Genomic DNA, 25,700 nt, shown 5'->3' with positions numbered 1-25,700 from the left:
GGATTAACGATTTTTTTCATCGGTTATTTGATTTTTGATCATCACATCTTTGTTATTTGGACTGCTCAGGTAAATATTTTTTACAAAAACATAAATAAATAAATGGCCTGTTCCAAAAATGACCAATAACCACGGAATTATTTCCTCAGCTGAGAAAACAGAAACAGCTATAAGAAAAATACCAATTGATAAAACACGTCCAATATTAACAAATAATTCGCGAACAACAATATATTCGACACGTAAATCCTTTGCTTTCCAAGCTTTCCCTATTACATCATAGGTCAATGAATCATAAGGAACATTGATAATCGGATAAGCAATTCCAATAAAAATAGCATAAATGATCATGAGCAGATAACTCATTTCAAACAAAATAATAAATATCGATAAGTAAAGAATTAACGCTCCAATAAAAATGGCCTTTTTTCTCATGGATGGTTTGATAAACTTTGTAGCCACTAAATAAAAAATAAACGAAAGCCCAGATAAAGATAAATTAAACACACCTAAAGCAAATTCGCTATTTGTGATTAAATAGACCCAAATCGTAATAACGAACGCAAACATTCCTTCTCTTAATCCTTGAGCAACATGGGCATTTAAAATCCGGTTCCAATTTTTATTATGCCGTCTTTCTTCCAAAATTCGCCTGAAGTGAAAACTTCCTTCTGCCTTGCGACGATTTAGGAAAAAGCTTGATACTACCGCACAAATAAATAAAATAAATGAAATGGTGAAAATAGTTGTGTAACCAAGGTTTGCTGTCATTTTAGCGATAATTGTACCTGCTAATAAAGGTCCAATCATTCCACCAAAAGATTGCAAGACACCTAAAAATCCATTGAAAAAATCCCTTGTTTCCGGTTCCGTAATTTCAAAAGTTAAAACATTAAATGCCAACCAATAAAATCCATACCCAATTCCGAGCAAACTCCCCAGCAGAAAATTATAAGTAGAGGCATTTTCTCCAATGATGAGCACACATAAAAAGAAAAAAGATAAAAAAATCACTCCTAATCGTAACACAATAACACGATCTACTTTTTTAGCCAGTTTTCCAGCCAAAATAAACGTAGCTGGCTGAAACAAGAATATAGCTAAATTATATACAGCAATAGTAATATAATCACCTGATTGCTTCCATAGATAAATGTTAACAAATGTATTAGAGAGAAATATCCCTAAAAAATAAAGACCTCCGACCAGTAATAAGAGTAATAAATCACGATTGATATCAAATTTATCTTGGTAATACTGCAGACTTTTTCGCATCACGGATACTCCTTTTTTTATTAATTATAGTTTAAGCAAATGAGTATCAGATATGCAGAAAGCCTTCCTTTAAATAATAATCGAAATTAAAAAACACGGGAAAGTTTCCCGTGTTTTTTTAATTAAATTACTTATTTTGCTTCGTTATAGTTTTTAGCAACTTCATCCCAGTTTACTACATTCCAGAATGCAGCAACGTACTCCGGACGCTTATTTTGATATTTAAGATAATATGCATGCTCCCAAACATCCAGACCTAGAATTGGAGTTTTTCCTTCCATTACAGGTGTATCCTGATTAGGTGTGCTTGTTATTTCAAGCTCTCCGTTATTAACAACAAGCCATGCCCAACCTGAACCGAAGCGACCTGTTGCAGCATTTCCAAATTCTTTCTTGAATTTATCAAAGCTGCCAAATTTCGCATTTATTTTATCAGCTAATTCTCCAGATGGCTCTCCACCCCATTAGGTGAGAGTATTTTCCAGAACAAGCTATGATTAGCATGGCCACCGCCATTATTACGAACTGCCGTACGAGCGCTTTCCGGTACAGCATCCAAATTACTTAATAAATCTTCAAGCGATTTATTTTGAAGGTCTGAATGCCCTTCTAAAGCCCCATTCAATTTTGTGACATACGTGTTATGATGCTTCGTATGGTGTATGTTCATCGTTTCCTTATCGATTGTTGGCTCTAATGCATCATACGCATAAGGTAGTTCCGGTAATTCAAATTTTGCCATTTCTAATTCCTCCTCTATGTGTATTAAAGGGGCTGAAAATTCACCCTTTTAATCAAGGTTATCAAAGCCTAATACCATATGCAAATTTTATGCATAGGTAAATATCCTTTATATATTTCCTTCCCTTTTGCACTAGATTAAAACATATATTTTAAATGTTTTATAAATTTGAAAATTACAACAAACGAACAAAAAATAAAAACAAGCACATAGCTTGTTAAAATAACACGATGGCTCGGGACGGAATCGAACCGCCGACACACGGATTTTCAGTCCGTTGCTCTACCGACTGAGCTACCGAGCCTAATGATATGTATTCCTAAATGATTTCTCGCATTTTATGTCACTTCAATATGATTTCAAGGATGTTTTGGATAGGTTACGTTATAAGATATTTGTTGACATCTAGTTAATTCTATGGAGGAGGAAGAGGGATTCGAACCCCCGCGAGCTTTGACACCCCTGTCGGTTTTCAAGACCGATCCCTTCAGCCAGACTTGGGTATTCCTCCTAATAGTATATGGTGGACCCTGCAGGATTCGAACCTGCGACCGATCGGTTATGAGCCGATAGCTCTGACCAGCTGAGCTAAGGGTCCAACTTTAATAAAAGTTTTTCTTATGTATATATGGGGCGACCGGTGGGGATCGAACCCACGAATGCCGGAGCCACAATCCGGTGCGTTAACCACTTCGCCACGACCGCCGTTTGATTTTTGTAAGTGATAGCGGTGGAGGGGATCGAACCCACGACCTCACGGGTATGAACCGTACGCTCTCGCCAGCTGAGCTACACCGCCACATGGCTCCACAGGTAGGATTCGAACCTACGACCGATCGGTTAACAGCCGATAGCTCTACCACTGAGCTACTGTGGAATATTTAACAATTTCTTCTTACAAATAAAAAGAACAGCGACGAAATATAATTTAACATGTTCGACAGAAACTGTCAACAATTTTTTCATTTTAAATTAACGTGTGCATATGTGTAATAGCGTTATCTAAAACAACATTATTTACTATAGCACTTTCCATAATAGATTTCAAGAAAAAACGAAAAAGATTTCAATGATCTAATACAGCAACCTAGAGAAGGACCCGAAAGCCCTTCTCGTTTAATCGCTATTCTTCTAAAACTTCCTCAGCAATATTTACAGCATGATCTCCAATTCTTTCTAAATTGCTTATAATATCAACAAATACAATTCCAGCTGATGCACTACATCGACCTTCATTCACCCGTATAATATGTTTCTTTCGATAATTACGCTCCATTTTATCTATTTGGTCTTCTTTTTGAATGACCGCCAGAGCTTCTTCCCTGTCCATTCGACCAAGCGATTGTACAGCTTGTTTTACAGTCATGATTGTTAAATCAAACATGTTATTTAAGTCTTCCTGCGCATGTTCTGTTATTTGAACCTTGTTCGTTATTTTATAATCAATTAATTCAAGAATATTTTCAAAGTGATCTCCAATTCGCTCAATATCGCGTACGGAGTCCATTAACGATGTATGTTTTGCACTATCAGCCTCAGACAGTGAACCTGCAGATATATTAATAAGATACTCGGTTATTTTTTGATCTAAATTATTTAGAGCTCCTTCTACTTGTACTGCCATTTCGGAATGTTTCTGCTGATTCGTGGTCAAATACAGGTTTGTTTCTTCTAATCCCTTTGATGCGTATTCACCCATGCGAATTATTTCGGATTTTGCTTGATCTAATGCTAATGTAGATGATTGCTGAATAAAAATTGGATCCAAATGCTTCGGCTTATACTCGATAATCGTATCTTCACCTGGGACTAATTTTGTAACAAACCATGCCAGCGCACCAATAAAAGGAAATTGTATCAGTGTATTTGCGATATTAAAACTACCGTGTGCAAATGCTATCGTCATTTCTGCATTTAAGTTGAATTGTTCTTGTAAAAACATGACATATTGTGTAAATACACCTAATAATAAAATACCGATAGTTGCACCTACTACATTAAATATCACATGTGTATAAGCAGCTCTTTTTGCTGCCACAGAGGCACCTAAGGATGCCAATATAGCCGTGATCGTTGTTCCTATATTATCACCAAACAACACCGGTAATACAGCTCCCAAATCAATGGCACCTTGAGCAAATAAACCTTGAATTATTCCTATCGTTGCACTAGAACTTTGAACAATCAGTGTAAACACTGTACCAACCACAACACCTAAAATTGGTGATGTACTCATACTTATGGTCAATTCTTGAAAGGCCTCTAAGCTGCGTAATGGGGACATTCCACTACTCATTAACTCTAAACCAAAAAATAAGGCACCGAAACCAAATATTGCTTGTCCCACTGCTGTAACCTTTTGATGTTTAAAGAAGAATAACAAAAATGCACCTACCGCAATAATTGGTAAAGCATATGCACCCAAATCGATACCAATAATAAACGCTGTTACCGTTGTACCAACATTAGCACCCATTATAACACCGATGGCTTGTCTAAACGTCATAAACCCAGCGTTCACAAGTCCAACGGTTAACACTGTTGTACCAGAACTGCTTTGAATCAGTATGGTTACAATCATACCAGCCAGTACTCCTAAAAAAGGATTACTGGTAAATTTATCCAGAATGTCTCTTAAGCGGTCACCGGCTGATTTTTGCAGGCCTTCCCCATAAATTTTATACCAATAAGAAAAATACCTAATCCACCAATGAACTCAAATAACAGTGTTTGTAAATCGATATCCACTTGTTGTATCGCCCCTTTATTCATGTTGAAACTTGTCACATGCCCCTACTATTATTAAATGAATAAGGATGATTTGTAAAGGATCTTTATAAATAATTAACAATAACTTAACATTTCTCTTCTTTTCCTTTGTTTTTATCTATTCTTTACATTGAAAAACATGAAATGCAAATGCGAAAAAATCTTCCATGAAAAAAACATGGAAGACGCTTTGAAATTTATATGTTTATTTTTTCAACAAGTATTTTCGTTCCATCTACCTGTACAACCCGAACTGGAGTCCCCTTAGAAACCCATTGTCCATTTGACACTGCACTATAATCTTTTTCATTAATCCTTATGGTCCCGGTCGGTCTCAAGTCATTTAAAGTAATCCCTTCTTCATTAACCAATGCTTCATATTCCATGTTCATGGAATTATAACCGGCCTCTTTTGTTAATTGATCTTTCAGCGTGATCTTTGTCCACATTTCTCTTCGTTTGAACACTTTCAAGAAAAAGAAAGAAGCGCCTCCCCCCAACAGGACACCTATAACTGCATACAGTCCTGAAGTAAAATCCGGTGCCGCTAAGCCAACGGAAGCTAACATTGTAGCCAAACCGATGGTAGCAAGGGTTCCATCGTTAACTACTTTTCCGTCAATGATAATAAGTAATAATCCAACAAAGTAAATAATAAACATGATGGTAAAAGAGCCTGTTTCTACATACGCTCCAAAATATACTGTAATAAATCCGATACCTAATAATGCAAATATCCCACGCATATTAACCAAAACTTCACCAATTAAAAATAATGTACCAAGTCCAGTAATAACAAGGCCTATCCATGTTAAAGAAAATATATCCAATATATTTCCTCCTTCCTACTAAATTGTACGTACTACTATTATAAATTGTTTCAATAAAAAAGGGGTATAAAATATGGATTTCATAAAAAAACCTTTGTATATGTATTAATTATATTACTTGGTATTAGTATATATAACGACTTATCATTAGGAAGTCCACCTGCTTTAGAAGATAAACCCAATCAAATAAGCCAACCATCCTCAGAAATACCGTTTACTGTCATTCAGGTTAAAGCAGAACCCGGTGAGACGGTTTTATCGATTGTAGAACGAATAAATAACAATAGGAATCTTGAAAAAATGGACCCTACACAAATCTTAACAGATTTTAATACCGTTAATCCATCTATGGATCCACATAACCTTAAGCCTCACACTTATTATTACTTTCCTTTGTATCCTGACCCATAAAAATAAGGACTGAAGAAATTCAGCCCTTATCTTAATTAAATGAAAGGAAGAATAAAAAGTGTAATGATAATCGAAATCGCCCCTGCAGCAATCGCAATATTACCTAAGGTGTCTGCACCCCGGGATCTTGATATGAAACCAAGAATAATCCCTGCGCCACCTAGTATGATTGGCATCATAAAATAGGATATAATGGATAAAGCTACACCTATCCAACCATACGTACTATTTACATCATTTTCCATGTGTTCATTCTGTTCACTTACCGGTTGTCGGTCACTGATATGATCGTCTGCCGTTACTTCGCTGGCAAATTCCTCATTTCTGGAACTGTCCGGTTCAATACCAACATAATCTTCATTCTTTTGCAGCTGGTGATCATTGGATCGATCCTCGACATTTTGGTTTCGTTGACTATTAAATTCATCCATAGCTAAGACCTCCCTTATTTCTGGATTGAGGTACATCTATAGTTTATGGATTTATCGTTATCTAACTTGTGTTACATTTTGCCAAAAGCTGTGTTGCAACTTTTTAAGAATGATGCATATAGTAAATAGAATCTGTTAAGGGAGCATGATTATGTCCATTTTTATTAAAGAATTGGTAAGACAAAAATTAAAACAGCTTTCACCTGAAGATTTACTTCAATACGGCAAGCAATATGGATTTTCACTAAATCTTTCAGAAGCCCAGGAAATAACAGCATATTTAAAAACAGCTTCGATTGATCCATTTCGCACAGCAGATCGGGAGAAGATGTTTAAAGAGCTTGCTCGCATAACGAATGTAGATACTGCAAAAAAAGCACGTCTCTTATTTAATGAATTAATTAAATCATATGGCGTGGATTATTTATTTACAGAATAAGATAGAAGGAATAACACCGGCAGTGTTATTCCTCTTTTATCAACTATTAACAATTTTATTTTTTAATTCGCGATCAAAAGTCCCTTCTTTTATCATATTGATTTCAAATTTATATGGGGCTTTTTTGTTCTTTTTATCCTCACCCACATACGGCGTTTCCAATATTTTTGGTAAATCTTGTAACTGTGGATGTTTAATAACATATTCCAGTGCATCAAAGCCAATATAGCCAAAACCAATATTTTCATGACGATCTTTATGAGCTCCCCGGTCATTCTTACTGTCGTTCACATGTACAACTTTTAGACGATCTAAGCCAATAACCTTATCGAAGTGGTTCAGTACCCCATCAAAATCATGGACAACGTCATACCCTCCATCATGGATATGACATGTATCCAAACATACGGATAATTTATTATTTTCTGTTACACCATCCATGATTTTCGCCAGTTCATCAAATGTTCTTCCTATTTCTGAACCTTTACCTGCCATTGTCTCAAGTGCTATTTGCACATCTTTATCTGTCTCCAGGACTTCGTTTAATCCTTCGATAATTTTCTTAATCCCTTCTTCAGATCCTGCTCCAACATGTGAACCAGGATGAAGCACAATTTGTTTTGCGCCTATGGCAGCTGTTCGATCAATTTCATTACGTAAAAAATTAACGCCTAAATCAAACGTTTCCGGTTTAACGGTATTACCTATATTAATGATGTACGGAGCATGAACGACAATATCAGAGATCTTATTTTTTTCCATATGCTCCGTACCTTCTTCAATATTTAACTCTTCTATCGGTTTCCGTCTTGTATTTTGAGGCGCTCCCGTATAGATCATGAACGTATTAGCACCATAAGAGGCTGCTTGTTCACTTGAACCAAGAAGCATTTTCTTTCCGTTCATCGATACATGTGATCCAATTTTAAGCAAATCCATCCACCTCTTCCTTTATTCCTATTTCTTATACTTATTCTTTAATTGTCTTTTAATAGTGTCCTGTTGCTGTTTCATTTTTTTCTTATAGCCTGGTTTTACTTTTTTTCTTTTAGGGACATATTTCCATGCTTCTTTATCTATATTTGTTGTCGTTTTATTTCGTAATTGACGCTCGTTCCAAGATTTTGCTTCCTGCCACTCTCCTCCTTTAACGTCGGCATAATGAAAATGAATTCCATTTTGTTCCAACCTCTTGATGAGTTTAATATCCGTTTCCTGGTAAAGGCTTATCGCTGTCCCACTCATCCCTGCTCTTGCTGTTCTGCCTACGCGGTGAATATAAAAGTCTTCCTCCTTCGGGAGCTGAGCATTAATGATATGACTAACTCCCTTAATATCAATCCCTCTTGCAGCTAAGTCTGTTGCAACAATATATTGATACCGGAGATTTTGAATTTCTTTGAGCATCCGTTTGCGCTCACGAGGAGCGAGCCCTCCATGGATAATGCCAGCGTCCAATCCTTTTTGTTGCAAAGAACCAGCTAAATTATCAGCCATTTCTTTCCCGTTGGTAAAAATGATTGCTAAATAGGGTTGAATCGTTTTGGAAATTTCCATAATACTATCAGCCGTGTCCCGATGCTTTACATCAATTAAATAATGTTCCATCGTCTCTGGTGAAAGATGACTATTTACATTAACATGTAATGGATCTTCCAGGTATTTGTCAAAAAATTGTTGTAATCGCTGTGGTATCGTCGCAGAAAAGGCAAGTATTTGAATGTCTGCTCGTGAACGAATCAATAATTGATCTACATCATTAATAAAGCCAAGATCTAGCATTAAATCTGCTTCATCAATTACAAATGAGGTAGCAGAGTAAATGGAAACAGCATTTTCTTTCACTAAATCCAACATTCTACCAGGTGTACCGACAATAATATGTGGTGGCTCTTTCAGCTTTTCCATTGCCTTTTGTTTATCTGTGCCACCTACTAGAAGTTTCGCAACCCATATGCCGTTTTTATCCGCATAATGAATTGTTTTTTTCACTTCGTCATAAATTTGCGTTGCAAGTTCTCTTGTGGGAGCAACTATAACAAACTGCACCTGCCGTTTACTCTCATTAATCTGATTTAATAATGGCAGCAAATAGGCGTGTGTTTTTCCAGTACCAGTATGAGACTTTCCGATTACACTTTTTCCTTTTAAAACGGCCGGAATAACTTGTTGCTGTATTTGAGTAGGACGTGAAAACCCCAGCTTCTCGACAACATTATACAACACGGGATGAAAAGAAAAGTTGCTGAAATGATTGTTTTCGTTTTCCATAAAAAGTTCTCCTTCTTGTTGATTCGGGATCATCATTTCTTACATAAATTGAAAAGGCTCTGTATTAACTTGTGATACGATAACTTCTATATTGTCATTTGTAAGTTTGTCATCTAAATAATCTTTTGCTCCTTTTTTCATTATCGTTTCAATATAATGCCCTGGATCGATAACAGATAATCCGCATTGCCAAGCTTCTTGGGCTGCATGAAAAGACATATCACCAGTTATATATACATCTGCTCCCTTTTCCTTAGCAGTATCGATATATTTCTCTCCACTACCTCCTAAAATCGCTACCCACTTTACTTCTTTCGTTAAATCTCCACTAACACGAAGATCCGAGATACCAAAAGCAGCTTTAACATGTCTGCAAAAAGCTCCTAATGTCACTGCGTGATCAAGGGCTCCTATTCTTCCAAGTCCTAAGGATGTCCCTTTGTTTTCCAGTGGAAAGATATCATAGGCAGGCTCTTCATAAGGATGTGCATCTATTATAGCACGTATAACCTGCGACAGCTTTTCTTCTTGCACAATTGATTCGATTTTAAACTCATCGACCTTTTCTACTTCATTTTGATTCCCGATATATGGATTTGTTCCTTCAAGTGGTTTAAAGGAGCCTTTACCAGCTGCTTGAAAAGTGCAATGACTATAATTTCCAATATATCCTGCCCCACCAGTATGAAAAGCCTCACGTACTTCATTGATATGTGAGGTAGGAACATAAACAACAATTTTATACAATTTCTGCCCACTTGTTTCTGCAAGCACCTCACGAGATTTCAGTTGTAAAGCATCACACAACATATCATTAACGCCACCGGCTGCGATATCTAAGTTCGTATGTGATGCATATACAGAAATATTATGTTGCATTAACTTATGAATAACTCGACCTTGTGGTATATCGACATTTATTTTTTTGATTGGCTTAAATAAAAGTGGATGATGTGCAATAATAAGGCTAACATTATTTTCAATAGCTTCATCAACTACAGACTCGAGTACATCTAATGTAATCATTATTTTTTTTACTGGATTATGATAAGATCCGATTTGCAGACCAGGGTTATCCCATTCATATGAAAGACTAGATGGTGCCCACTCCTCCATTATATCAAAAATATTCGAATTCACTTTCGTCATCATCACCTACTACCTCCTTTATCCATCTTAATTCCGTTTCAAATCTCTCTATTTTCTCCAGATCTTGTACGTTTGCTTCCTTCATTTGATTTATAACAAAATGCAACTTTTCGTATTCCGATTCCCATTTTTTATAAAATGTGTCTGATTTATGCTTTAATAATAATGGACCAAAGAGCAATTGCTGTTCTTTCCGATCATCTGTATAAGGACTATGCACTTCCCCTCTATCAGCTACGATAATTTCATAAATATGCCCGTTATCTTCAATGATTTCTTCATTCGTAACTGTAAACGCATTTTCTAAAAACCACCTGCGGATACTTCTTGCATCAATATTAGGTTGGGCTATTATCCGTTGTACGGATCCCAGCTTTCCTCTGCCATCTTCCAAAATGGCTCTAATCAGTGCTCCCCCATACCTGCGATAACAAGCTGTCTGACTTCGTTCTTTTTTAACACGAATAACCCATTACCTAATCTAACATCAACAACATCTGACAATCCGTATAAGTCCACGTTGTCCAATGCGCTACGGGCTGGCCCCTCATTTAATTCACCGGCAATAGCCTTAGCCGTTCTATCTTGCATACAGATAAAACAAGGTAGATGAGCATGATCTGAGCCGATATCGGCAAAAAAAGCACCCTTAGGAAGGTACGATGCAACTTTGTCCAACCGTTTTGATAACTTTATCCGATTCTTCATTAAATCTCCACTTTCCGATTAAAAAGAAAAGCTTTCTGATGATAGCAGAAAGCTTTTCTTATATATATTTTATTACTGACCTTCTGCCAGCCATGTTGCAATCGCTTCTGCTTGATCATCGTCAACTAGGCCACCAGGCATGCCACCATCTGTACCGTTAATAATCGTTTCTCGAATTTCATCTTCTGATAATCTGTCGCCAACCTCTGCTAATTCAGGGCCAGCTCCACCGGATAAATCGGAACCGTGACAGCTTGCACAATTCGATTCAAAAACTTCAGATGGATCTTCTGTTGTTTCTCCACCTTCAGCGTCTTCACCGGATTCTTCCCCTTCTTGTGACTCTTCCTGCTGTTCTTCTCCATTGCCTTCTTCAGCCTGTTGAATATCATCACGTTGCCCTACACCAACCAGAGAGATAACCAGGACCGTGAGTATCCCTAAAACAGCAATAACAGCATAAGGGATGACTGGATTTCTTTTCATTGTATTTCCTCCTTATGTATAATCCATATTTTTCTATATTGAAAAAGACTATATATATTTTACTCTATAATCCGATTGGTTTAAAGAGATACGATATGAAATTTATTAAAAAGATATTAAAAATATAAAGAGATCATCAAAAGAGCTTTAATGATACAGCAAAAATTTTTATATGCATTTGCAATCCATGAAGAATTAGAGTAAAATAAAAACCAAAGCATTGAAAACGATAACACAAGCAGAGAAAGAAAAGAGTGGGTAAGTCATTGTTCACGTGGATGGTGACCAATGACTTAAACAAATTAATCCAAAAAGTCTTTTAGTCGTTTGCTTCTGCTTGGATGTCTTAGTTTACGAAGCGCTTTTGCCTCTATTTGGCGGATTCTTTCTCTGGTTACACCAAACACTTTCCCAACCTCTTCTAACGTTCTGGTTCTGCCATCATCAAGACCAAAACGCAGGCGTAATACATTTTCTTCGCGGTCAGTAAGTGTATCAAGTACATCTTCCAGTTGTTCTTTAAGAAGTTCATATGCAGCATGGTCAGATGGTGATACTGCTTCATTATCTTCGATGAAATCACCTAAATGGGAATCATCTTCTTCACCGATTGGAGTTTCGAGTGACACAGGTTCCTGAGCAATTTTAAGAATATCACGAACTTTATCAGGTGATAACTCCATTTCTTCACCGATTTCTTCCGGTGTCGGCTCCCGTCCTAAATCCTGTAATAATTGACGCTGCACTCGAATAAGTTTGTTAATGGTTTCAACCATATGAACCGGTATACGGATTGTTCTTGCCTGGTCAGCGATGGCGCGTGTAATTGCCTGACGGATCCACCACGTTGCATATGTGCTGAATTTAAAGCCTTTTCGATAATCAAATTTTTCCACTGCTTTTATTAAGCCCATATTTCCTTCTTGAATAAGGTCAAGAAATAACATTCCACGCCCGACGTAACGTTTGGCGATACTGACAACTAGGCGTAGGTTTGCTTCGGATAGGCGCCGTTTTGCTTCTTCATCGCCCTTTTCGATACGGGTGGCAAGATCAATTTCCTCCGCAGCTGATAACAGGTCAACACGACCTATTTCTTTTAAATACATACGAACAGGATCGTTAATTTTTATGCCCAATGGGACACTTAAATCATTTACATTAAACTCTTCCTCTTTCGCTATTTGCTGCATACTGGGGTCATCTTCCGACTCGCCTATGACTTCCACACCTTGTTCTGACAGGTGCTCATAAAACTCGTCCATTTGATCTGATTCAATAGCGAAATTGGACAAACGGTCCGCAATTTCTTCATAAGCTAAAACACCGCGCTTTTTACCTGCTTCTACTAATTGTTCTTTTGCCTGTTCCATTGTTTGTTCTGGTTCTGCTTCATTTTGCTTTATTTGTGAAGGCTTATTTTCGGCCATGAGTCCCCTCCTTCCAGACTACATTGTAATTCAATTTGTATGCTTCCATTGCTTCTGTATATCAATGATTTGCTGAAGAATCTCAGCTGCTTTTAGTGGATCATTTTGTTGTTCAGCTAATTTCTGATGTTCTTGAAGCGATTTAATGCTGACTATATCGTTTGTTTGAGCACGAATAATAGTAATATAATCATTGATCTCTTTATCACTGATATCCTTAAGCATCGGTGTCATTGCTATTTCAATAACTAGATCCTTGATGCTTTCGTCTGTTAAATTTTCAATAAACAAACTAACATCAGCTGGATGACCTTCTTCATAAAAAGCATATAGATGTGTTGCAATTATTTTATGCTCATCTATGTTAAAGGCTGCCCCTAATTCCTTTTGCACCTTATCAGTAATATGCGTATCTTGCAACATATATGAAATAAGCTGTCTTTCAGCATTATGAAAAGCCGGCAGTAATTTTTCAGTATCAGTGTTTGCTTTCCTATTAGTATATCTGTTCTTTTCTCTCTTATCCTTATGAATTCCCAACTTTTGTCGATGTGCATATATTTCATCTGTTAACGTATCTACAGAAATATTATATTCATTACTTAGCTCTTTAATATAATATTCCCGTTCAATGGAACTCTCAATCACTGCAAGCTGTTTTAGAACCTCTTCTATATAATTTATGCGGTCTCCTTCAAGACTTAAATTATAATCTTTTTTCAAATAACGCATATAAAAACTCATAAACGTATCACTTGCTTTTATTACTTCATTCTCAAAAACGCGTGCACCATATTCACTAATAAAATTATCCGGATCCATATCATCCTTTAAATTAGCAACTTTAACATGACAGCCAACCTGACGCAGTAAATTTGCAGATTTATATGTCGCCTCAAGACCGGCATCATCGGCATCATAACACAATATCACTGTATCAACATAGCGTTTTAAGAGCTTAGCCTGATTTTGTGATAATGCAGTTCCCAGTGTAGCAACACTATTTTTAACGCCAGCCTGGTATGCTGCTATAACATCCATATACCCTTCAAATAAGATTACTTCATTTTTCTTGCGAATATGCTTTTTAGCTAAATCAAAATTAAATAAAAGTTTGCCTTTTTGAAACAGATCACTTTCGGAGCTGTTTAGATATTTAGGTTCTTGCCCCGTAATGGTGCGACCGCCAAATCCGATTGTTTTACCTAGATGGTTACGGATTGGAAAGATTACTCTTCCTTTAAAACGATCAGTTACACTATTATCATTATTTAATGATAGTAAACCTGCTTTTATTAATAATTGTTGATGAAAGCCCTTTTTTCAAGGAAATCTCTGGTGAAATCTTTTACATTAGGTGCAAATCCTAATTGAAATACCTCAATTGTTTCGTCTTCAAGTCCTCTTTCTCGAAAATAGGTATATCCCTCTTTCCCATCTTTCGTATATCTTAATAAATGATGATAAAGTTTCGTAAGCCATTCATTGGCGGATAGAATCCCTTGATTTTCACTGGATAAAGACGATTCTTGTTTAACCCCTGATTCCGGTAGGGTTATACCACTTCGATTGGAAAGAAATTGTAATGCTTCATAAAAAGAATAGTTCTCCATCTCCATCAGAAACGTCATTACATTTCCACCTTTTCCACAACCAAAACAATGAAAAATTTGTTTTTCCTGCGTAACTGAAAAAGAAGGAGTATTTTCACCATGAAATGGACATAAGCCAAAATAATTTCTTCCTTGTTTCTTCAATTGTACATACTCGCCAATTACATCAACAATGTCATTAGCCTTACGAATGTCTTCTACCACTTCATCTGGTATTTGATTGGCCATATAAATCACCATTCTGCATTAATATTCGAGATGCATATGAAAAAATCCTTCATCATTCGACATTTTTTTCTCTAACTTGAAAAAAATTTCCTTCTTGTTACATTTTGAAGGATCTTCTTCTCCATTCTTTTGTCTTGCTTACCTACTTTACATTAATTCTACTTCTGGATATGATTATCCTTCCTTATTTTGAATGTTTTACTTTTCAGAATACCAGCTTGATATCATATATAACTTTGCACAAATGTTAATTATAATACAGTATGGACAAAATGCTATAAAAAAGTCTATGATTTATAAAAATTAGTAGGAATTTAGTAGAAAAAAGAGGAAAAAACATGCCATAAACTTATGGAATGCTTTTTCACCTTGTTTATATTCAAGAAGCGTCTAACAGAATTACTATTATTTATTAATGGTGTGTTGAATCATATTTGCTGTTTCCTCAACAGCTTTATGGGAAACATCAATAACTTCACACCCTATTCTTTCAACTATTTTATTAAAATAATCGATCTCCTCATGAATTCTTTTTATATTTGCATAAGTTGCTTGATCACCTAAACCCAAAGCTTTGAGACGTTCTTTCCTAATTTCATTCAATTTTTCCGGACTAATGGCTAACCCGATACATTTTCTTGGATCAACATCGAATAATTCTTCCGGTGGGTCCACTTCTGGGACAATGGGCACATTCGCAACTTTTAATCGCTTATGAGCCAAATATTGAGATAAGGGGTTTTGGAGGTGCGTGACACACCTATTAAAATGATATCTGCTCTCGCAATTCCTCTTGAATCCCGTCCATCGTCATATTTTACAGCAAATTCAATGGCTTCCACCCGTTTAAAATAATCTTCATCAAGTTTATGAACTAACCCCGACTCTAGTCTGGGAGGACTGTCAAAAACGCGCTCCATAGCTGATAACATTGGCCCCATAATATCAATAGCTTCTATATTCATCTGTTTTGCCTGATCATTTAAATAATCTCTTAAGACGGGATCTACCAATGTAAAGCCGATAATCCCCTTTTTTCCTTCGCTAACTGAATGGCTTCATTAATCGTTCCTATATCTTCCACATATGGAATCCGTTGTATTTTAAATTCCCCATTATTAAACTGGCTTAAACCAGCTTTAATAACGAGTTCAGCTGTTTCCCCAACAGAATCAGATAGCACATAAACAATTGGTTTACCATCCATAGAAGCTCACTCCCCTTATATATCGTCTTGTCTAATCAGTTCAACAAACACTTTCGTTATCGTAGTTTTCGTAATACGTCCTACCACTTCCAGTCCAGCTTGGGCATCCTTCACAACCGGTACTCCATCGATTTGATTATTAATTAATTTCTGTGCAACATTAATCAATAGATCTTCTTTTCTACAGACAGTTATATTGGGCATCCTTGTCATGATAATATGGACAGGGATAGCGTTTAAATCCTGGTTGCCAATACTAGCTCGCAGCAAATCCTTTCTGGAAAGTACACCGATTATACAGGCACTATCATCGACAACAAATAATGTGCCGACATCCTCCAAGAACATGGTGGAAATAGCATCATATACCGATGTGTGTTCTTTCACTACAATTGGTACATGTTGGAATTCATGAACTCTATATTCTTTAATTTTTTCAGTAAGTAATTCAGAACCAGTTTTGCCAGTATAAAAATAGCCGACACGGGGCCTAGCTTCCAAAAATCCAGCCATTGTCAATATAGCCAAATCCGGACGCAATGTAGCTCGTCTCAAGTGTAGACGATCCGCAATTTTCTCACCGGTAATAGGTCCATTATCTTTAACAATTTCAATGATCTGTTGTTGCCTATTAGATAATTCCACCTTCTCACCACCTAAAAAACACTATGACATACTATGTCCAAGTATTATATACTAATTATGAGCAAAAGAAAATATGCGCCTGTGTTTTAAAAGTGTTGTTTCCACTCTACAGCTGACAAATCAGCATAGTCGGTTATTAAATAAGCAATCTTATTTATAAGGGCAAGACGGTTTTCCCGGAGCTGCTTATCTTCAGCCATTACCATATTATATTCAAAGAAATGATGAATAGGATCAGCTAGTTCCCCAAGTTTGGCCAAAGCGCAATCTGCTTTCATTTCCTGCTTAGCTTCATGGTAGTTACCGCATACAGATTGATACATTTCAAATAATGTCCGCTCTGTTGTTGTCTCAAAAAATGCCGGATATATGTCTGATTGATTGGAGTTGGTTGATAACTTTAAGACACGAACCAACGCTTCCTGAATATGCTTAAACTGATCGTCATTACGTTTTGCTGTTAAGACATTCGCTTTTGAAAATGTATAATGTACAACACCAATTTCCCTATTTAGCACTGCATGCACAATGTCTTGTTCAATGTGTACTTCGTTGAGCAAATACGCAGTACGAAGCTGGAAAAATTCATGCAGGTTGTCTTTCACTTTTTCACTATCCTCTTGGTCAATATCCATAAGTTGGTATAGATTTTGGGTGATGTCTAACAGACGCTCGAATGAAACATTCCACTTATTGTCTTTCAAGATACGAAGTACCCCTGTCGCCTGTCTACGCAAACCATACGGGTCTGCTGAACCTGTTGGTATTAACCCTACGGCAATACAGCCTACAATGGTATCCAGTTTGTCAGCAACACTTACAATCGAACCTGCAAGTGACTCAGGTAGCTCCCCATTTGCCTGCTTAGGTAAATAATGCTCCCTTATTGCTTTCGATACATTTTTATCCTCACCATAATGAAGAGCGTATTTTTCTCCGATTACTCCCTGTAAACCGGTAAATTCATTTACCATATTTGTCATTAAATCGAACTTACTTATTTCTGCAGCCCTTACAGCTATATCTCTTGCCTTTTCATCAATATTCAATAAATCTGCCAGCTTGGTGGTAAGATGAACCACACGCTTTACTTTATCACTGATCGTTCCTAACTTTTCCTGGAAAACAACACGCTTTAGTTTTTCTAAATAGGAATCAATGGAATGTTTTTGATCCTCTTCATAGAAAAACTGCGCATCCGACAGCCGTGCACGAAGTACCTTTTCGTTTCCCCTTATAACAGTCTCAAGCTCGTGGTCATCGCCATTTCTAACACCAACGAAATAAGGAAGGAGATCATTATCCTTAGACTTCACAGGAAAATAACGTTGATGCTCTTTCATAGATGTGATTAATACTTCTGAAGGCAACTGCAGGAACTTTTGATCATATGAACCAATAAATACAGTTGGATATTCCACTAAATTACGTACTTCATCCAGTAGTTCCTGGTCAACGGGAATTTGGACGTTTTCCTTTTCTTCCAGCCTCTTTATTCCGTCTAAAATCAACTGCTCACGCTCATTGGTATCAACCAAAACAAAATTTTTACGCAAAGCGGATTGATATTCTGATGGCTTTTTGAGTGTGATTGTTCCTCCTAAAAACCGATGACCGAATGTTTTATTACCTGTTTTTACTTGAGCAATTTCAAAAGGAATCACAGTTTCACCGAACAAAGCTACAAGCCAACGGATCGGTCGAGCATATCTTAGCGTTTCCTCAGCCCAACGCATATTTTTTCCGAATTGGATGGACGTAATGATTGCTTTAAACTCGGGTAATAAATCCGTGGTTTTCTTTCCCTCGATATGTTTTTTAACAAAAATATAGGAGGTTCCATTTACCTCTTTTGTATAGATATCCTCTACTGTTTTTCCTTGCCCTTTTGTGAAGCCTAATGCTGCTTTTGACCACTTGCCTTCTTCATCTTTAGCTATGTTTAGCGCTGGTCCTTTTGCTTCCTCTTCTATCGTTGTTTGCTCTTCTGCCATGTCTTGAATGTTTACGGCGAGTCTTCTTGGTGTAGAAAACGTTGTTATACTTCCGTAAGATACTCGTTCTTCTTCCAACCAATTTTTTGTCCGCTCAGCAAGTTGATCTTCTGCATCATCGATAAATCGTGCAGGTAATTCTTCGAGTCCAATTTCAAATAAGGCATCTTTCCCCATTTATTTCGCCTCCTTTTTTAACATAGGAAATCCAAGCCGTTTTCTTTCGGCAACATAAGTCTTTGCAATACTTCTGGCTAACTTCCTGATTCTTGTAATATAACCGGTTCTCTCTGTTACAGATATAACTCCTTTTGCATCAAGCAAATTAAATGTATGCGAACATTTTAGTACATAATCATAAGACGGGAAAACCAGCCCTTTTTCCATGGTTACTTTTGCTTCCTGTTCATACATGGAAAATAACTGAAACAACATATCGGTATTTGATTCTTCAAATGTATAGGTTGAATGTTCGTATTCCGGTTGAAAAAATATATCTCCTATCGTAACCCCATTTGTCCATTCTAAATCAAATACATTTTCTTTATCTTGAATATAAGATGCCAGACGTTCAATACCATAGGTTAATTCTACTGTTACGGGACTCGCTTCTAGTCCACCAATTTGCTGGAAATATGTGAATTGTGTAATTTCCATCCCATCTAGCCATACTTCCCAGCCTAATCCAGCAGCACCAAGGGTTGGATTTTCCCAATTGTCCTCCACAAAGCGGATGTCATGTTGCAGTGGATCAATCCCAAGCTGTTCCAATGACTCCAAGTATAAATCTTGAATATTATCCGGAGATGGCTTCATAACAACTTGAAATTGATGATGCTGATACAATCGATTCGGGTTTTCTCCATAGCGACCATCCGCTGGTCTTCGTGATGGTTCTACGTATGCCGCATTCCATGGTTCCGGCCCAAGACTGCGCAGTAATGTCATTGGTGACATTGTTCCTGCCCCTTTTTCTACATCATAAGCTTGCATAATAATACAATTCTGCTCAGACCAGTGTTTCTGAAGTTTTAAAATGATTTCTTGGATACTCATCATCACAATTCCTCCCTACTTTCTTTAGACACATCATTAAAAACCCGTCCCTATGTCTAAATATAGACATAGGGACGGGTTTTTAGCCGTGGTTCCACCCTATTTGCTCATAAAATTAGAGCCACTTATTATATTTGCTCCAGAGTGCCATTCCTTATTCTTCTATTATCCAGCTTACACTGATCTGGACTCGCTACCAATAGTCAAATAAGTACTATTCTCCTTCTTAGCAATACATATCATTTTTATTGAATTTATGTATAAATAATACTGTATCTATTCATATATGTCAATAAGAATTCTCATATCTAAAAAGTTCCAATTGATTTAATACGTTACGTGATTTTAAAAAGTAGCCCCCATACTGATCATAATAAGCATCCAAAATTCGCCTTAGTAAATGTTTATTTTTTGTTTTGACAGAAATAGAACCGACTCTTTCAAGATCAACGCTTGAAAACATATACAGGAGTTTAGCTACTGATGAAGGTATGGAAATCGCTTCTTGATCCAAATGCCTGCAGCGATTGCATAACAATCCCCCTTCTGCAATAGAAAAGGCTGCAATCGTATCTTTATTTCCACAATGAACACATCTATCAACGATTGGTGCAAATCCACCCTTTTTAAACAGTTTTAACTCATACATCATGATCGGGATATCTACATCCTCATTTTCGGAAATCCAATTCATCGTTTGATATAATTGATCATATATATAAATATCCGGCGTTTGAAAATCGGTAAGTTTATCTGTCAATTCTGTAATATAAGCTGTATAGGCAGTTTTTATAATATCTTCACGAATGGATCTGAATGAATATATCACTTCTCCTTGTTGAATTGTACTCAGTCCACTATTGACATAAACAAAAAATTGAGCATATATGAATGGCTGCGTGACTGCAGCCATTCTGCTTTTCGGTTTTTTTGCTCCTCTGGCAATAGCAGAGAACTTCCCAAGCTTTTTACTAAAAATGGTTATAATTTTATGTGTTTCACCATAATCTTGTGTCTTAATAATAATTCCATCCATTTTTTCGAGCACGCCTCACACCTCTAATCTTCTCCGATTAATCAACATTCTAAAGTTAATCGGGTCCGCGTCCATTAAAGCGACAGTGCTTATTACTTATACGTTTGTATTTAGTGGTCTACTATCCACATTTGCAGTCTGTGTGACCTCATGTGACTTTGAATCATTTTCCAACTCTTTCATTAATAAATAGGTTTCAATGTTTCCCGTTTGACTGAACAGCTTCCAAGTAATATCGATCACAAGAAACCCCACCTTTCTTTTAACATGTTTGAAAATGTAACTCACTACTTAGAATTTCCACAGCTGCAGAAACAATTAGTATAAAAATTTACCATGTTTAATATTCGTCATCACGATAACCGTATTGTGTAAGTTGACTTTGCCTGTTTCTCCAATTTTCCTTTACTTTCACCCATAGTTCTACATAAACTTTTGTGCCAAGTAGAGCTTCAATATCTTTTCGGGCACTTTTCCCAATATTTTTCAGCATGCTTCCCTGCCTACCAATTAGTATTCCCTTTTGTGTTTTTCTCTCGGTTATTATGGTAGCTTGAATAAATATAGCATTTGATTCCCTTGTTTCCATATTCTCGATAACCACGGTTACGGAATGCGGTATTTCTTCTTTTGTTAACGCTAGAACCTTTTCCCTTATTAACTCGCTGATAATAAAACGCTCTGGATGATCGGTCACTTGATCTTCCGGATAGTACTTCGGACCTTCTGGCAAATGTGTCTTCAACACATCAAGTAGATGTCCTACATTATTTCCTTGCAGGGCAGAAATAGGAATAATTTCTTCAAATGTAAGTTTTACCCTGTATTGCTCGATTAAGGAAAATAGGTCGTCTGGATGAATCAAATCTATTTTGTTGATAATTAAATATACAGGACGTTTAACCTGCTGCAGACGATCTAAAATATATTGATCTCCTTTACCGTATCCTTCTTTTGCATCAATCATAAATAAGATAGCATCAACTTCATTTAATGTGTTTTCAGCAATCCGCATCATAAAATCACCCAATCGATGCTTTGGTTTATGAATACCTGGTGTATCAATAAAGACCATTTGTGCATCTTCCTGGGTTAATACACCTTGGATTTTATTTCTTGTAGTTTGTGGCTTATCACTCATGATAGCGATCTTCTGGCCAATAACTTTGTTCATAAATGTTGATTTTCCAACATTCGGTCTGCCAATGATTGCAATAAATCCAGATTTAAAAATTTGTTCCATCTTGTAATCCTCCATGCACTTCTTATGTTTTATAATACTACAAATATACCCAGCTTTCATCCATTCGACAAAACCTTTAAAAAGTTTCTCTTCTTCTATAAAATAAGACACAACCCCTGGTATTTTCACATGATTGGTTGTAAGAACCTATTCATAACGTACTTTTCGTTTTAATCATCACAGTTGATGTAAACTGCGACAAAGTGATATTTCATTTTGCAAACTTTGGTTGAGAGTAGGCATACCGCTACGGAAATACAACTTCGCGCACCTTAGGGCGGCTGGTGAGCCCCTTCCTGACGTGCGCACTACTGGGTCTCACCGATGCCTTTCTTCCCGCCGGAGTCTCCGTGTATTTCCTCCGCTAATGTCACAGTTTCTGTCGCTAAATTTCATTCGTATTCAACACCGAACTGGTAAGAGAGCTTCGATATGTTTGATATGCTTACAAATGCAGTTTAACGGTAGGAATGGGACCACCAGCGGAGGAAACACATGAAGACTCCTGCGGGAGCAAAGGCCTAGATGAGACACCGAAGTGCGGTTAGCACGAGGAGGCTCATCAGCCCCCGCGAAAAGCGAAATGTGTTTCCGTAGCGGTATCCTACGCTCAACTATCATTAGAACGAGAGCCTTCTCATAAAGTTACTTTCACTACGCCGCAGTTTCTATCTTTTGTGCCAGAAGTAGAAACAACCTTATGTAAAAAGAAAAACCCTGACTAACAGGGCAATTCTAAAATAGCATATAAAGTTTTGGAAGAAATAGCAATAGTCCTATAATAACTGCAATCAGTGCTGCCATTAAAACGGCCCCTGCAGCTACATCTTTAATCACACGTGCAGTTGGATGCATATCTGGTTTTATATAATCCATCATTTTTTCAATAACACTATTTGTCATTTCCGTAACTAACACCAAACCGATAACCAGAACAAGAATTCCCCATTCAATATTTGACAATCGAAAGAAAAAACCTGCTATTACAACAAAGAGCGTAACAGTGAGATGAATTTGAAAATTCCGTTCTGTTCTGATAACTTCACGTATCCCATTCCAAGCGAAGGAAAATCCAAGCGGCTTTTTTCTACCTTTCAATGCCAAACTTCCTCAATATATCTTCCTGTTTTTGAAACATAATTGTTTCCTCTTGCTGTTCTTGATGATCATATCCCAATAAGTGAAGAAATCCATGTACGGTTAAAAAACCCACTTCCCGCTCCAAGGAGTGGTTATATTCTATGGCCTGTTCCTTCGCTTTATCAACAGAGATAACAATATCTCCTAAAACTAATGGAATATCTTCACCGATAATATCTAATTCCCCTTCGACCGTATCCTCCAAAGCAAAGGAAATAACATCTGTTGGCCGGTCCTGCTGCCTATAATTACGATTCAACTCTTGGATCTCTTTATCATCCACGAAATTCACTGATATTTCAGCTTCCTTGGAAACTCCCTCTTGCTCAGCTGAAAATAAAAGTAGACGATGTAATAAATCAATATAATCGGTAGGAACAGAATTGGTTGAATCATGAAAGTCAATATACATTATTTTGCCTCCTTCATAGGATACTGAATTCTCGAATGAAAAATACCTTTAAGTGTTTCACAAATCGTTCGTTGAGTTGTGTAAAGTTCTTTTAACATGATTGGGGTATCATCAAATTGGCCATCCAGCATACGATCATTCACAATCGATGCGACAATTTCTTCAATTTTTTCCTCCGTTGGTTCTTGTAATGAACGTACTGCCGCTTCGACCGAATCACATATACAAATAATGGCTGCTTCTTTTGTTTGTGGCTTGGGGCCTGGATAACGATAGTTTTTTTCGCTTACCTGTTTATTAATTTCTTTTTCTTTATAATAAAAGTATTTCAATAAAGTTGTACCATGATGCTGTTTAGCAATATCAATAATTTCTTTCGGAAGTCGGTGTTTTTTTAACATTTCAGCTCCATCATATGGGTGGCTGATAATTATTTCTGCACTTTCTCCCGGCGACATTTGATCATGCGGATTCTTTAGGGATAATTGGTTCTCAATAAAATAATGAGGACGCAATGTTTTACCTATATCATGGTAATAAGCGCCAACTCTTGCTAGTAATCCGTTGGCACCTATTGCTACGCATGCTGTTTCACTCAAGTTTGCTACCATTACAGAATGATGGTATGTACCTGGAGCCTCCGTTAATATTTTTTTAAGCAATGGCTGATTCGGATTCGAGAGCTGTAATAATTTTGAATCGGATAGGATTCCTAAACCTGTTTCAAAAAAAGGCAGTAATCCAAGTGTCAACACTGCTGAAAGAAAAGCAGAAGCAATGGCGAAACTGAATTGCGTAAATAGATCACTTAACGCATAATTTTCAAATGAAAGAAATATAAATAATAATACAACTGTAACATGTACTATCGTCATTCCAATACCCGCTTTTAGGATTGCTAAACGATCTTTTACATGTATTAAACAAAGAATTCCAGCAAGTTGGGAGAAAAAGAAATAAATTCCAGCTTCAACATTAAATGAGCCGGGTATGTCACTAAAAATGATACTTCCCAAGATAGCATAAAGTGTACTAAGAATAATGGAAAGTCGTTCACTAATTAGTTGTTTAATTAACAAAACTCCTGTAGCAACCGGCACAATATAAAATAATTCACTTCCTTCTGTTGTATATAAACTTACTACTTTCATAAGAGCAATAACGATAATACTAATAAAGAAGACAGAAATGATTTTGCTTTTATCTAACCGATTCTGTCTGGAAAGGTTGAACATTTCATATGCAATCACACTGCATATAAGGGTGATTAACACAGCTAACCCGATAGCTGGATAGATATTTCGTTCATTATTTAAAAGTCCGGTCAACCCAAGTTCTTCATGAATTCCGTTTGTTATGATTTGCCCTTCTTGGACAATAACATCACCTGCTCGTATTAATGCAGGCTCCACATTACTTGCTGCCTCTTTTCGTGCTTCCATTGTTTCTTCTACATCGAAAAAAGCATTTTCAACAACTGCAAATTCACTTATCTGTGTTAAAGGATCTTTTGTATCTGCATGAAGTGCTGAATATTTAATACGTTGCTTTACATTTGCAACTGCAGATTCTCTATTTTCCGTGCGAACACCACTTTCCATTGATTCCTTTAAAGCAGAAATAAATAGCGATTTTCCTTCTTCCCGAGCGCTAGTAGGTAAATCGATAAGTTGTATGAATACATCATCACTTATAGCATTCGCTATTTCAGGAGATAATATCTGTTTTAATTGCTGAACTTTCTCCAAGTCTGTTAGTGGACTAGTTGTATCCTCTTCTTCCGTATCAAGATTTTCCTCTTCTAATGTTGCGATGGCATCGAAAATTTCTTCAATATATGCAACGCGTTCCTCGGTTACTTCGTTTGATATGTTAAATCGATCTTCAACAGATTGGACAGCTTCTCTCGTCCTTTGCTCTGTTTCCTGTTCCTTCTCAACCGTTACAGGAGATCGTATTGTTTCTTTCGCACTAGTAAAGCGTTCTAAATCATACGTTTGGGTGTGAACATTATTTAATGTTATAAAAAAGAAAAAAATACCCAATACAAATACAGGTAATACGATTAAAAACCATTGATTTTTCGTATGGAACAATGCCTTTTTTATAGGAACCTTCATTCTCTTTTTCATTTGTTCACCCCGTATTACGAATTGTTTAGAAATAAATAATTTAATCTTATTAG

General features: G+C 36.7%; 20 protein-coding genes, 6 tRNA genes and 5 pseudogenes. 2 read left to right on the top strand and 29 right to left on the bottom strand.

The features are described 5' to 3' along the window. Nucleotides 1–3: 3 nt before the first annotated feature. From KFZ56_RS09960 to KFZ56_RS09915, 10 genes and pseudogenes are all read right to left on the bottom strand, one after another. Nucleotides 4–1,275, bottom strand: a complete 1,272-nt coding sequence (locus tag KFZ56_RS09960) for an MFS transporter (protein ID WP_222641791.1) — start codon at nucleotides 1,273–1,275, stop codon at nucleotides 4–6. 131 nt (nucleotides 1,276–1,406) lie between these two features. Further along, nucleotides 1,407–2,017, bottom strand: a pseudogene (locus KFZ56_RS09955) (superoxide dismutase). Nucleotides 2,018–2,248: 231 nt separating this feature from the next. Beyond that, nucleotides 2,249–2,321: transfer RNA gene (locus KFZ56_RS09950), tRNA-Phe, on the bottom strand. A gap of 114 nt (nucleotides 2,322–2,435) precedes the next feature. Further along, a tRNA-Ser gene (locus KFZ56_RS09945) sits at nucleotides 2,436–2,528 on the bottom strand. 10 nt (nucleotides 2,529–2,538) lie between these two features. Next, nucleotides 2,539–2,615, bottom strand: a tRNA-Ile gene (locus KFZ56_RS09940). Nucleotides 2,616–2,646: 31 nt separating this feature from the next. Next, nucleotides 2,647–2,722 (bottom strand) — tRNA-His (locus KFZ56_RS09935). 20 nt (nucleotides 2,723–2,742) lie between these two features. Next, nucleotides 2,743–2,816: transfer RNA gene (locus tag KFZ56_RS09930), tRNA-Met, on the bottom strand. A 3-nt stretch (nucleotides 2,817–2,819) separates the two neighbouring features. Further along, nucleotides 2,820–2,894: transfer RNA gene (locus KFZ56_RS09925), tRNA-Asn, on the bottom strand. A 246-nt stretch (nucleotides 2,895–3,140) separates the two neighbouring features. Beyond that, nucleotides 3,141–4,765: pseudogene (locus KFZ56_RS09920) on the bottom strand (Na/Pi cotransporter family protein). Nucleotides 4,766–4,983: 218 nt separating this feature from the next. Next, nucleotides 4,984–5,616: an NfeD family protein gene (locus tag KFZ56_RS09915; protein ID WP_222641790.1), complete on the bottom strand. Its 633-nt coding sequence runs from the start codon at nucleotides 5,614–5,616 to the stop codon at nucleotides 4,984–4,986. A gap of 66 nt (nucleotides 5,617–5,682) precedes the next feature. On the opposite strand from KFZ56_RS09915, the gene yqfZ reads away from it, so the two are divergent. Beyond that, entirely contained in the window at nucleotides 5,683–6,027 is a 345-nt protein-coding gene (gene yqfZ / locus KFZ56_RS20205; protein WP_511262242.1) for a protein YqfZ, read from the top strand. 35 nt (nucleotides 6,028–6,062) lie between these two features. Here yqfZ and KFZ56_RS09910 read toward each other — a convergent pair whose 3' ends face one another. Beyond that, nucleotides 6,063–6,458: a hypothetical protein gene (locus KFZ56_RS09910; protein WP_222641789.1), complete on the bottom strand. Its 396-nt coding sequence runs from the start codon at nucleotides 6,456–6,458 to the stop codon at nucleotides 6,063–6,065. A gap of 151 nt (nucleotides 6,459–6,609) precedes the next feature. Here KFZ56_RS09910 and KFZ56_RS09905 point away from each other — a divergent pair, with 151 nt between their 5' ends. Beyond that, the gene (locus KFZ56_RS09905) at nucleotides 6,610–6,897 is read left to right on the top strand and encodes a DUF2624 domain-containing protein (protein ID WP_222641788.1); all 288 of its coding nucleotides are present in this window, start codon (nucleotides 6,610–6,612) and stop codon (nucleotides 6,895–6,897) included. Nucleotides 6,898–6,936: 39 nt separating this feature from the next. Here the strand turns inward: KFZ56_RS09905 and KFZ56_RS09900 are convergent, their stop codons facing one another. The 18 genes and pseudogenes from KFZ56_RS09900 to KFZ56_RS09820 all read right to left on the bottom strand — a co-directional run bounded on the left by KFZ56_RS09900 (nucleotide 6,937) and on the right by KFZ56_RS09820 (nucleotide 25,647). Continuing rightward, a complete protein-coding gene (locus KFZ56_RS09900; protein WP_222643964.1) occupies nucleotides 6,937–7,830 on the bottom strand; it encodes a deoxyribonuclease IV in 894 nt (297 codons plus the stop codon). Between the two features lie 24 nt (nucleotides 7,831–7,854). After that, a complete protein-coding gene (locus KFZ56_RS09895) occupies nucleotides 7,855–9,168 on the bottom strand; it encodes a DEAD/DEAH box helicase (protein WP_222641787.1) in 1,314 nt (437 codons plus the stop codon). Between the two features lie 39 nt (nucleotides 9,169–9,207). Next, entirely contained in the window at nucleotides 9,208–10,320 is a 1,113-nt protein-coding gene (locus KFZ56_RS09890) for a Nif3-like dinuclear metal center hexameric protein (RefSeq protein WP_222641786.1), read from the bottom strand. After that, nucleotides 10,289–11,025 (bottom strand): annotated as a pseudogene (locus tag KFZ56_RS09885) (tRNA (adenine(22)-N(1))-methyltransferase). Before KFZ56_RS09885 ends, KFZ56_RS09890 begins: the two are co-directional and overlap by 32 nt. 72 nt (nucleotides 11,026–11,097) lie before the next feature. Continuing rightward, on the bottom strand, nucleotides 11,098–11,511 hold the full coding sequence (locus KFZ56_RS09880) for a c-type cytochrome (RefSeq protein WP_222641785.1): 414 nt from the start codon (nucleotides 11,509–11,511) through the stop codon (nucleotides 11,098–11,100). A 302-nt stretch (nucleotides 11,512–11,813) separates the two neighbouring features. Beyond that, entirely contained in the window at nucleotides 11,814–12,941 is a 1,128-nt protein-coding gene (rpoD, locus tag KFZ56_RS09875; protein ID WP_222641784.1) for an RNA polymerase sigma factor RpoD, read from the bottom strand. 30 nt (nucleotides 12,942–12,971) lie between these two features. Next, nucleotides 12,972–13,763 carry a DnaB-like helicase N-terminal domain-containing protein gene (locus tag KFZ56_RS19880; protein WP_511262241.1) on the bottom strand — a complete coding sequence of 264 codons (792 nt, stop codon included), beginning with the start codon at nucleotides 13,761–13,763 and terminating at the stop codon, nucleotides 12,972–12,974. A gap of 39 nt (nucleotides 13,764–13,802) precedes the next feature. After that, nucleotides 13,803–14,782, bottom strand: a pseudogene (gene dnaG / locus KFZ56_RS19875) (DNA primase); the annotation flags it as partial. A gap of 405 nt (nucleotides 14,783–15,187) precedes the next feature. Continuing rightward, a pseudogene (locus tag KFZ56_RS09865) lies at nucleotides 15,188–15,989 on the bottom strand (pyruvate, water dikinase regulatory protein). A 15-nt stretch (nucleotides 15,990–16,004) separates the two neighbouring features. After that, nucleotides 16,005–16,634, bottom strand: a complete 630-nt coding sequence (gene ccpN, locus KFZ56_RS09860; protein WP_222641783.1) for a transcriptional regulator CcpN — start codon at nucleotides 16,632–16,634, stop codon at nucleotides 16,005–16,007. An 86-nt stretch (nucleotides 16,635–16,720) separates the two neighbouring features. Then, nucleotides 16,721–18,805: a glycine--tRNA ligase subunit beta gene (gene glyS, locus KFZ56_RS09855; protein ID WP_222641782.1), complete on the bottom strand. Its 2,085-nt coding sequence runs from the start codon at nucleotides 18,803–18,805 to the stop codon at nucleotides 16,721–16,723. Beyond that, nucleotides 18,806–19,684, bottom strand: coding sequence for a glycine--tRNA ligase subunit alpha (gene glyQ / locus KFZ56_RS09850; protein ID WP_222643963.1), 879 nt, complete (start codon nucleotides 19,682–19,684; stop codon nucleotides 18,806–18,808). A gap of 289 nt (nucleotides 19,685–19,973) precedes the next feature. Beyond that, complete coding sequence (recO, locus tag KFZ56_RS09845) at nucleotides 19,974–20,732, bottom strand: DNA repair protein RecO (protein ID WP_222641781.1); 759 nt, start codon at nucleotides 20,730–20,732, stop codon at nucleotides 19,974–19,976. An 84-nt stretch (nucleotides 20,733–20,816) separates the two neighbouring features. Continuing rightward, the gene (locus tag KFZ56_RS09840) at nucleotides 20,817–20,963 is read right to left on the bottom strand and encodes a YqzL family protein (protein WP_222641780.1); all 147 of its coding nucleotides are present in this window, start codon (nucleotides 20,961–20,963) and stop codon (nucleotides 20,817–20,819) included. 97 nt (nucleotides 20,964–21,060) lie between these two features. Then, on the bottom strand, nucleotides 21,061–21,963 hold the full coding sequence (era, locus tag KFZ56_RS09835; protein WP_222641779.1) for a GTPase Era: 903 nt from the start codon (nucleotides 21,961–21,963) through the stop codon (nucleotides 21,061–21,063). 735 nt (nucleotides 21,964–22,698) lie between these two features. Then, the gene (locus KFZ56_RS09830; RefSeq protein WP_222641778.1) at nucleotides 22,699–23,061 is read right to left on the bottom strand and encodes a diacylglycerol kinase family protein; all 363 of its coding nucleotides are present in this window, start codon (nucleotides 23,059–23,061) and stop codon (nucleotides 22,699–22,701) included. Then, on the bottom strand, nucleotides 23,051–23,515 hold the full coding sequence (gene ybeY, locus KFZ56_RS09825; RefSeq protein ID WP_222641777.1) for an rRNA maturation RNase YbeY: 465 nt from the start codon (nucleotides 23,513–23,515) through the stop codon (nucleotides 23,051–23,053). The genes KFZ56_RS09830 and ybeY overlap by 11 nt, the downstream gene beginning before the upstream one ends. Continuing rightward, on the bottom strand, nucleotides 23,515–25,647 hold the full coding sequence (locus tag KFZ56_RS09820; protein ID WP_222641776.1) for an HD family phosphohydrolase: 2,133 nt from the start codon (nucleotides 25,645–25,647) through the stop codon (nucleotides 23,515–23,517). Before KFZ56_RS09820 ends, ybeY begins: the two co-directional genes overlap by 1 nt. Nucleotides 25,648–25,700: the final 53 nt, after the last annotated feature.

Origin of the sequence: Virgibacillus sp. NKC19-3 (assembly GCF_019837165.1) — a bacterium.
Classification (GTDB): Bacteria; Bacillota; Bacilli; order Bacillales; family Amphibacillaceae; genus Virgibacillus_L; species Virgibacillus_L saliphilus.
This window is presented reverse-complemented; position numbering and strand designations above follow the sequence as displayed.

What these genes read in the sequence shown, in the direction of transcription:
- KFZ56_RS09895 (WP_222641787.1), bottom strand. Translation starts at nt 9,168, where the DNA reads ATGGAAAACGAAAACAATCATTTCAGCAACTTTTCTTTTCATCCCGTG.
- glyQ (WP_222643963.1), bottom strand. Translation starts at nt 19,684, where the DNA reads ATGAGTATCCAAGAAATCATTTTAAAACTTCAGAAACACTGGTCTGAG.
- KFZ56_RS19880 (WP_511262241.1), bottom strand. Translation starts at nt 13,763, where the DNA reads ATGGATCCGGATAATTTTATTAGTGAATATGGTGCACGCGTTTTTGAG.
- KFZ56_RS09820 (WP_222641776.1), bottom strand. Translation starts at nt 25,647, where the DNA reads ATGAAAAAGAGAATGAAGGTTCCTATAAAAAAGGCATTGTTCCATACG.
- glyS (WP_222641782.1), bottom strand. Translation starts at nt 18,805, where the DNA reads ATGGGGAAAGATGCCTTATTTGAAATTGGACTCGAAGAATTACCTGCA.
- KFZ56_RS09910 (WP_222641789.1), bottom strand. Translation starts at nt 6,458, where the DNA reads ATGGATGAATTTAATAGTCAACGAAACCAAAATGTCGAGGATCGATCC.
- era (WP_222641779.1), bottom strand. Translation starts at nt 21,963, where the DNA reads ATGGAACAAATTTTTAAATCTGGATTTATTGCAATCATTGGCAGACCG.
- KFZ56_RS09880 (WP_222641785.1), bottom strand. Translation starts at nt 11,511, where the DNA reads ATGAAAAGAAATCCAGTCATCCCTTATGCTGTTATTGCTGTTTTAGGG.
- KFZ56_RS09960 (WP_222641791.1), bottom strand. Translation starts at nt 1,275, where the DNA reads ATGCGAAAAAGTCTGCAGTATTACCAAGATAAATTTGATATCAATCGT.
- ybeY (WP_222641777.1), bottom strand. Translation starts at nt 23,515, where the DNA reads ATGTATATTGACTTTCATGATTCAACCAATTCTGTTCCTACCGATTAT.
- rpoD (WP_222641784.1), bottom strand. Translation starts at nt 12,941, where the DNA reads ATGGCCGAAAATAAGCCTTCACAAATAAAGCAAAATGAAGCAGAACCA.
- KFZ56_RS09890 (WP_222641786.1), bottom strand. Translation starts at nt 10,320, where the DNA reads ATGATGACGAAAGTGAATTCGAATATTTTTGATATAATGGAGGAGTGG.
- KFZ56_RS09905 (WP_222641788.1), top strand. Translation starts at nt 6,610, where the DNA reads ATGTCCATTTTTATTAAAGAATTGGTAAGACAAAAATTAAAACAGCTT.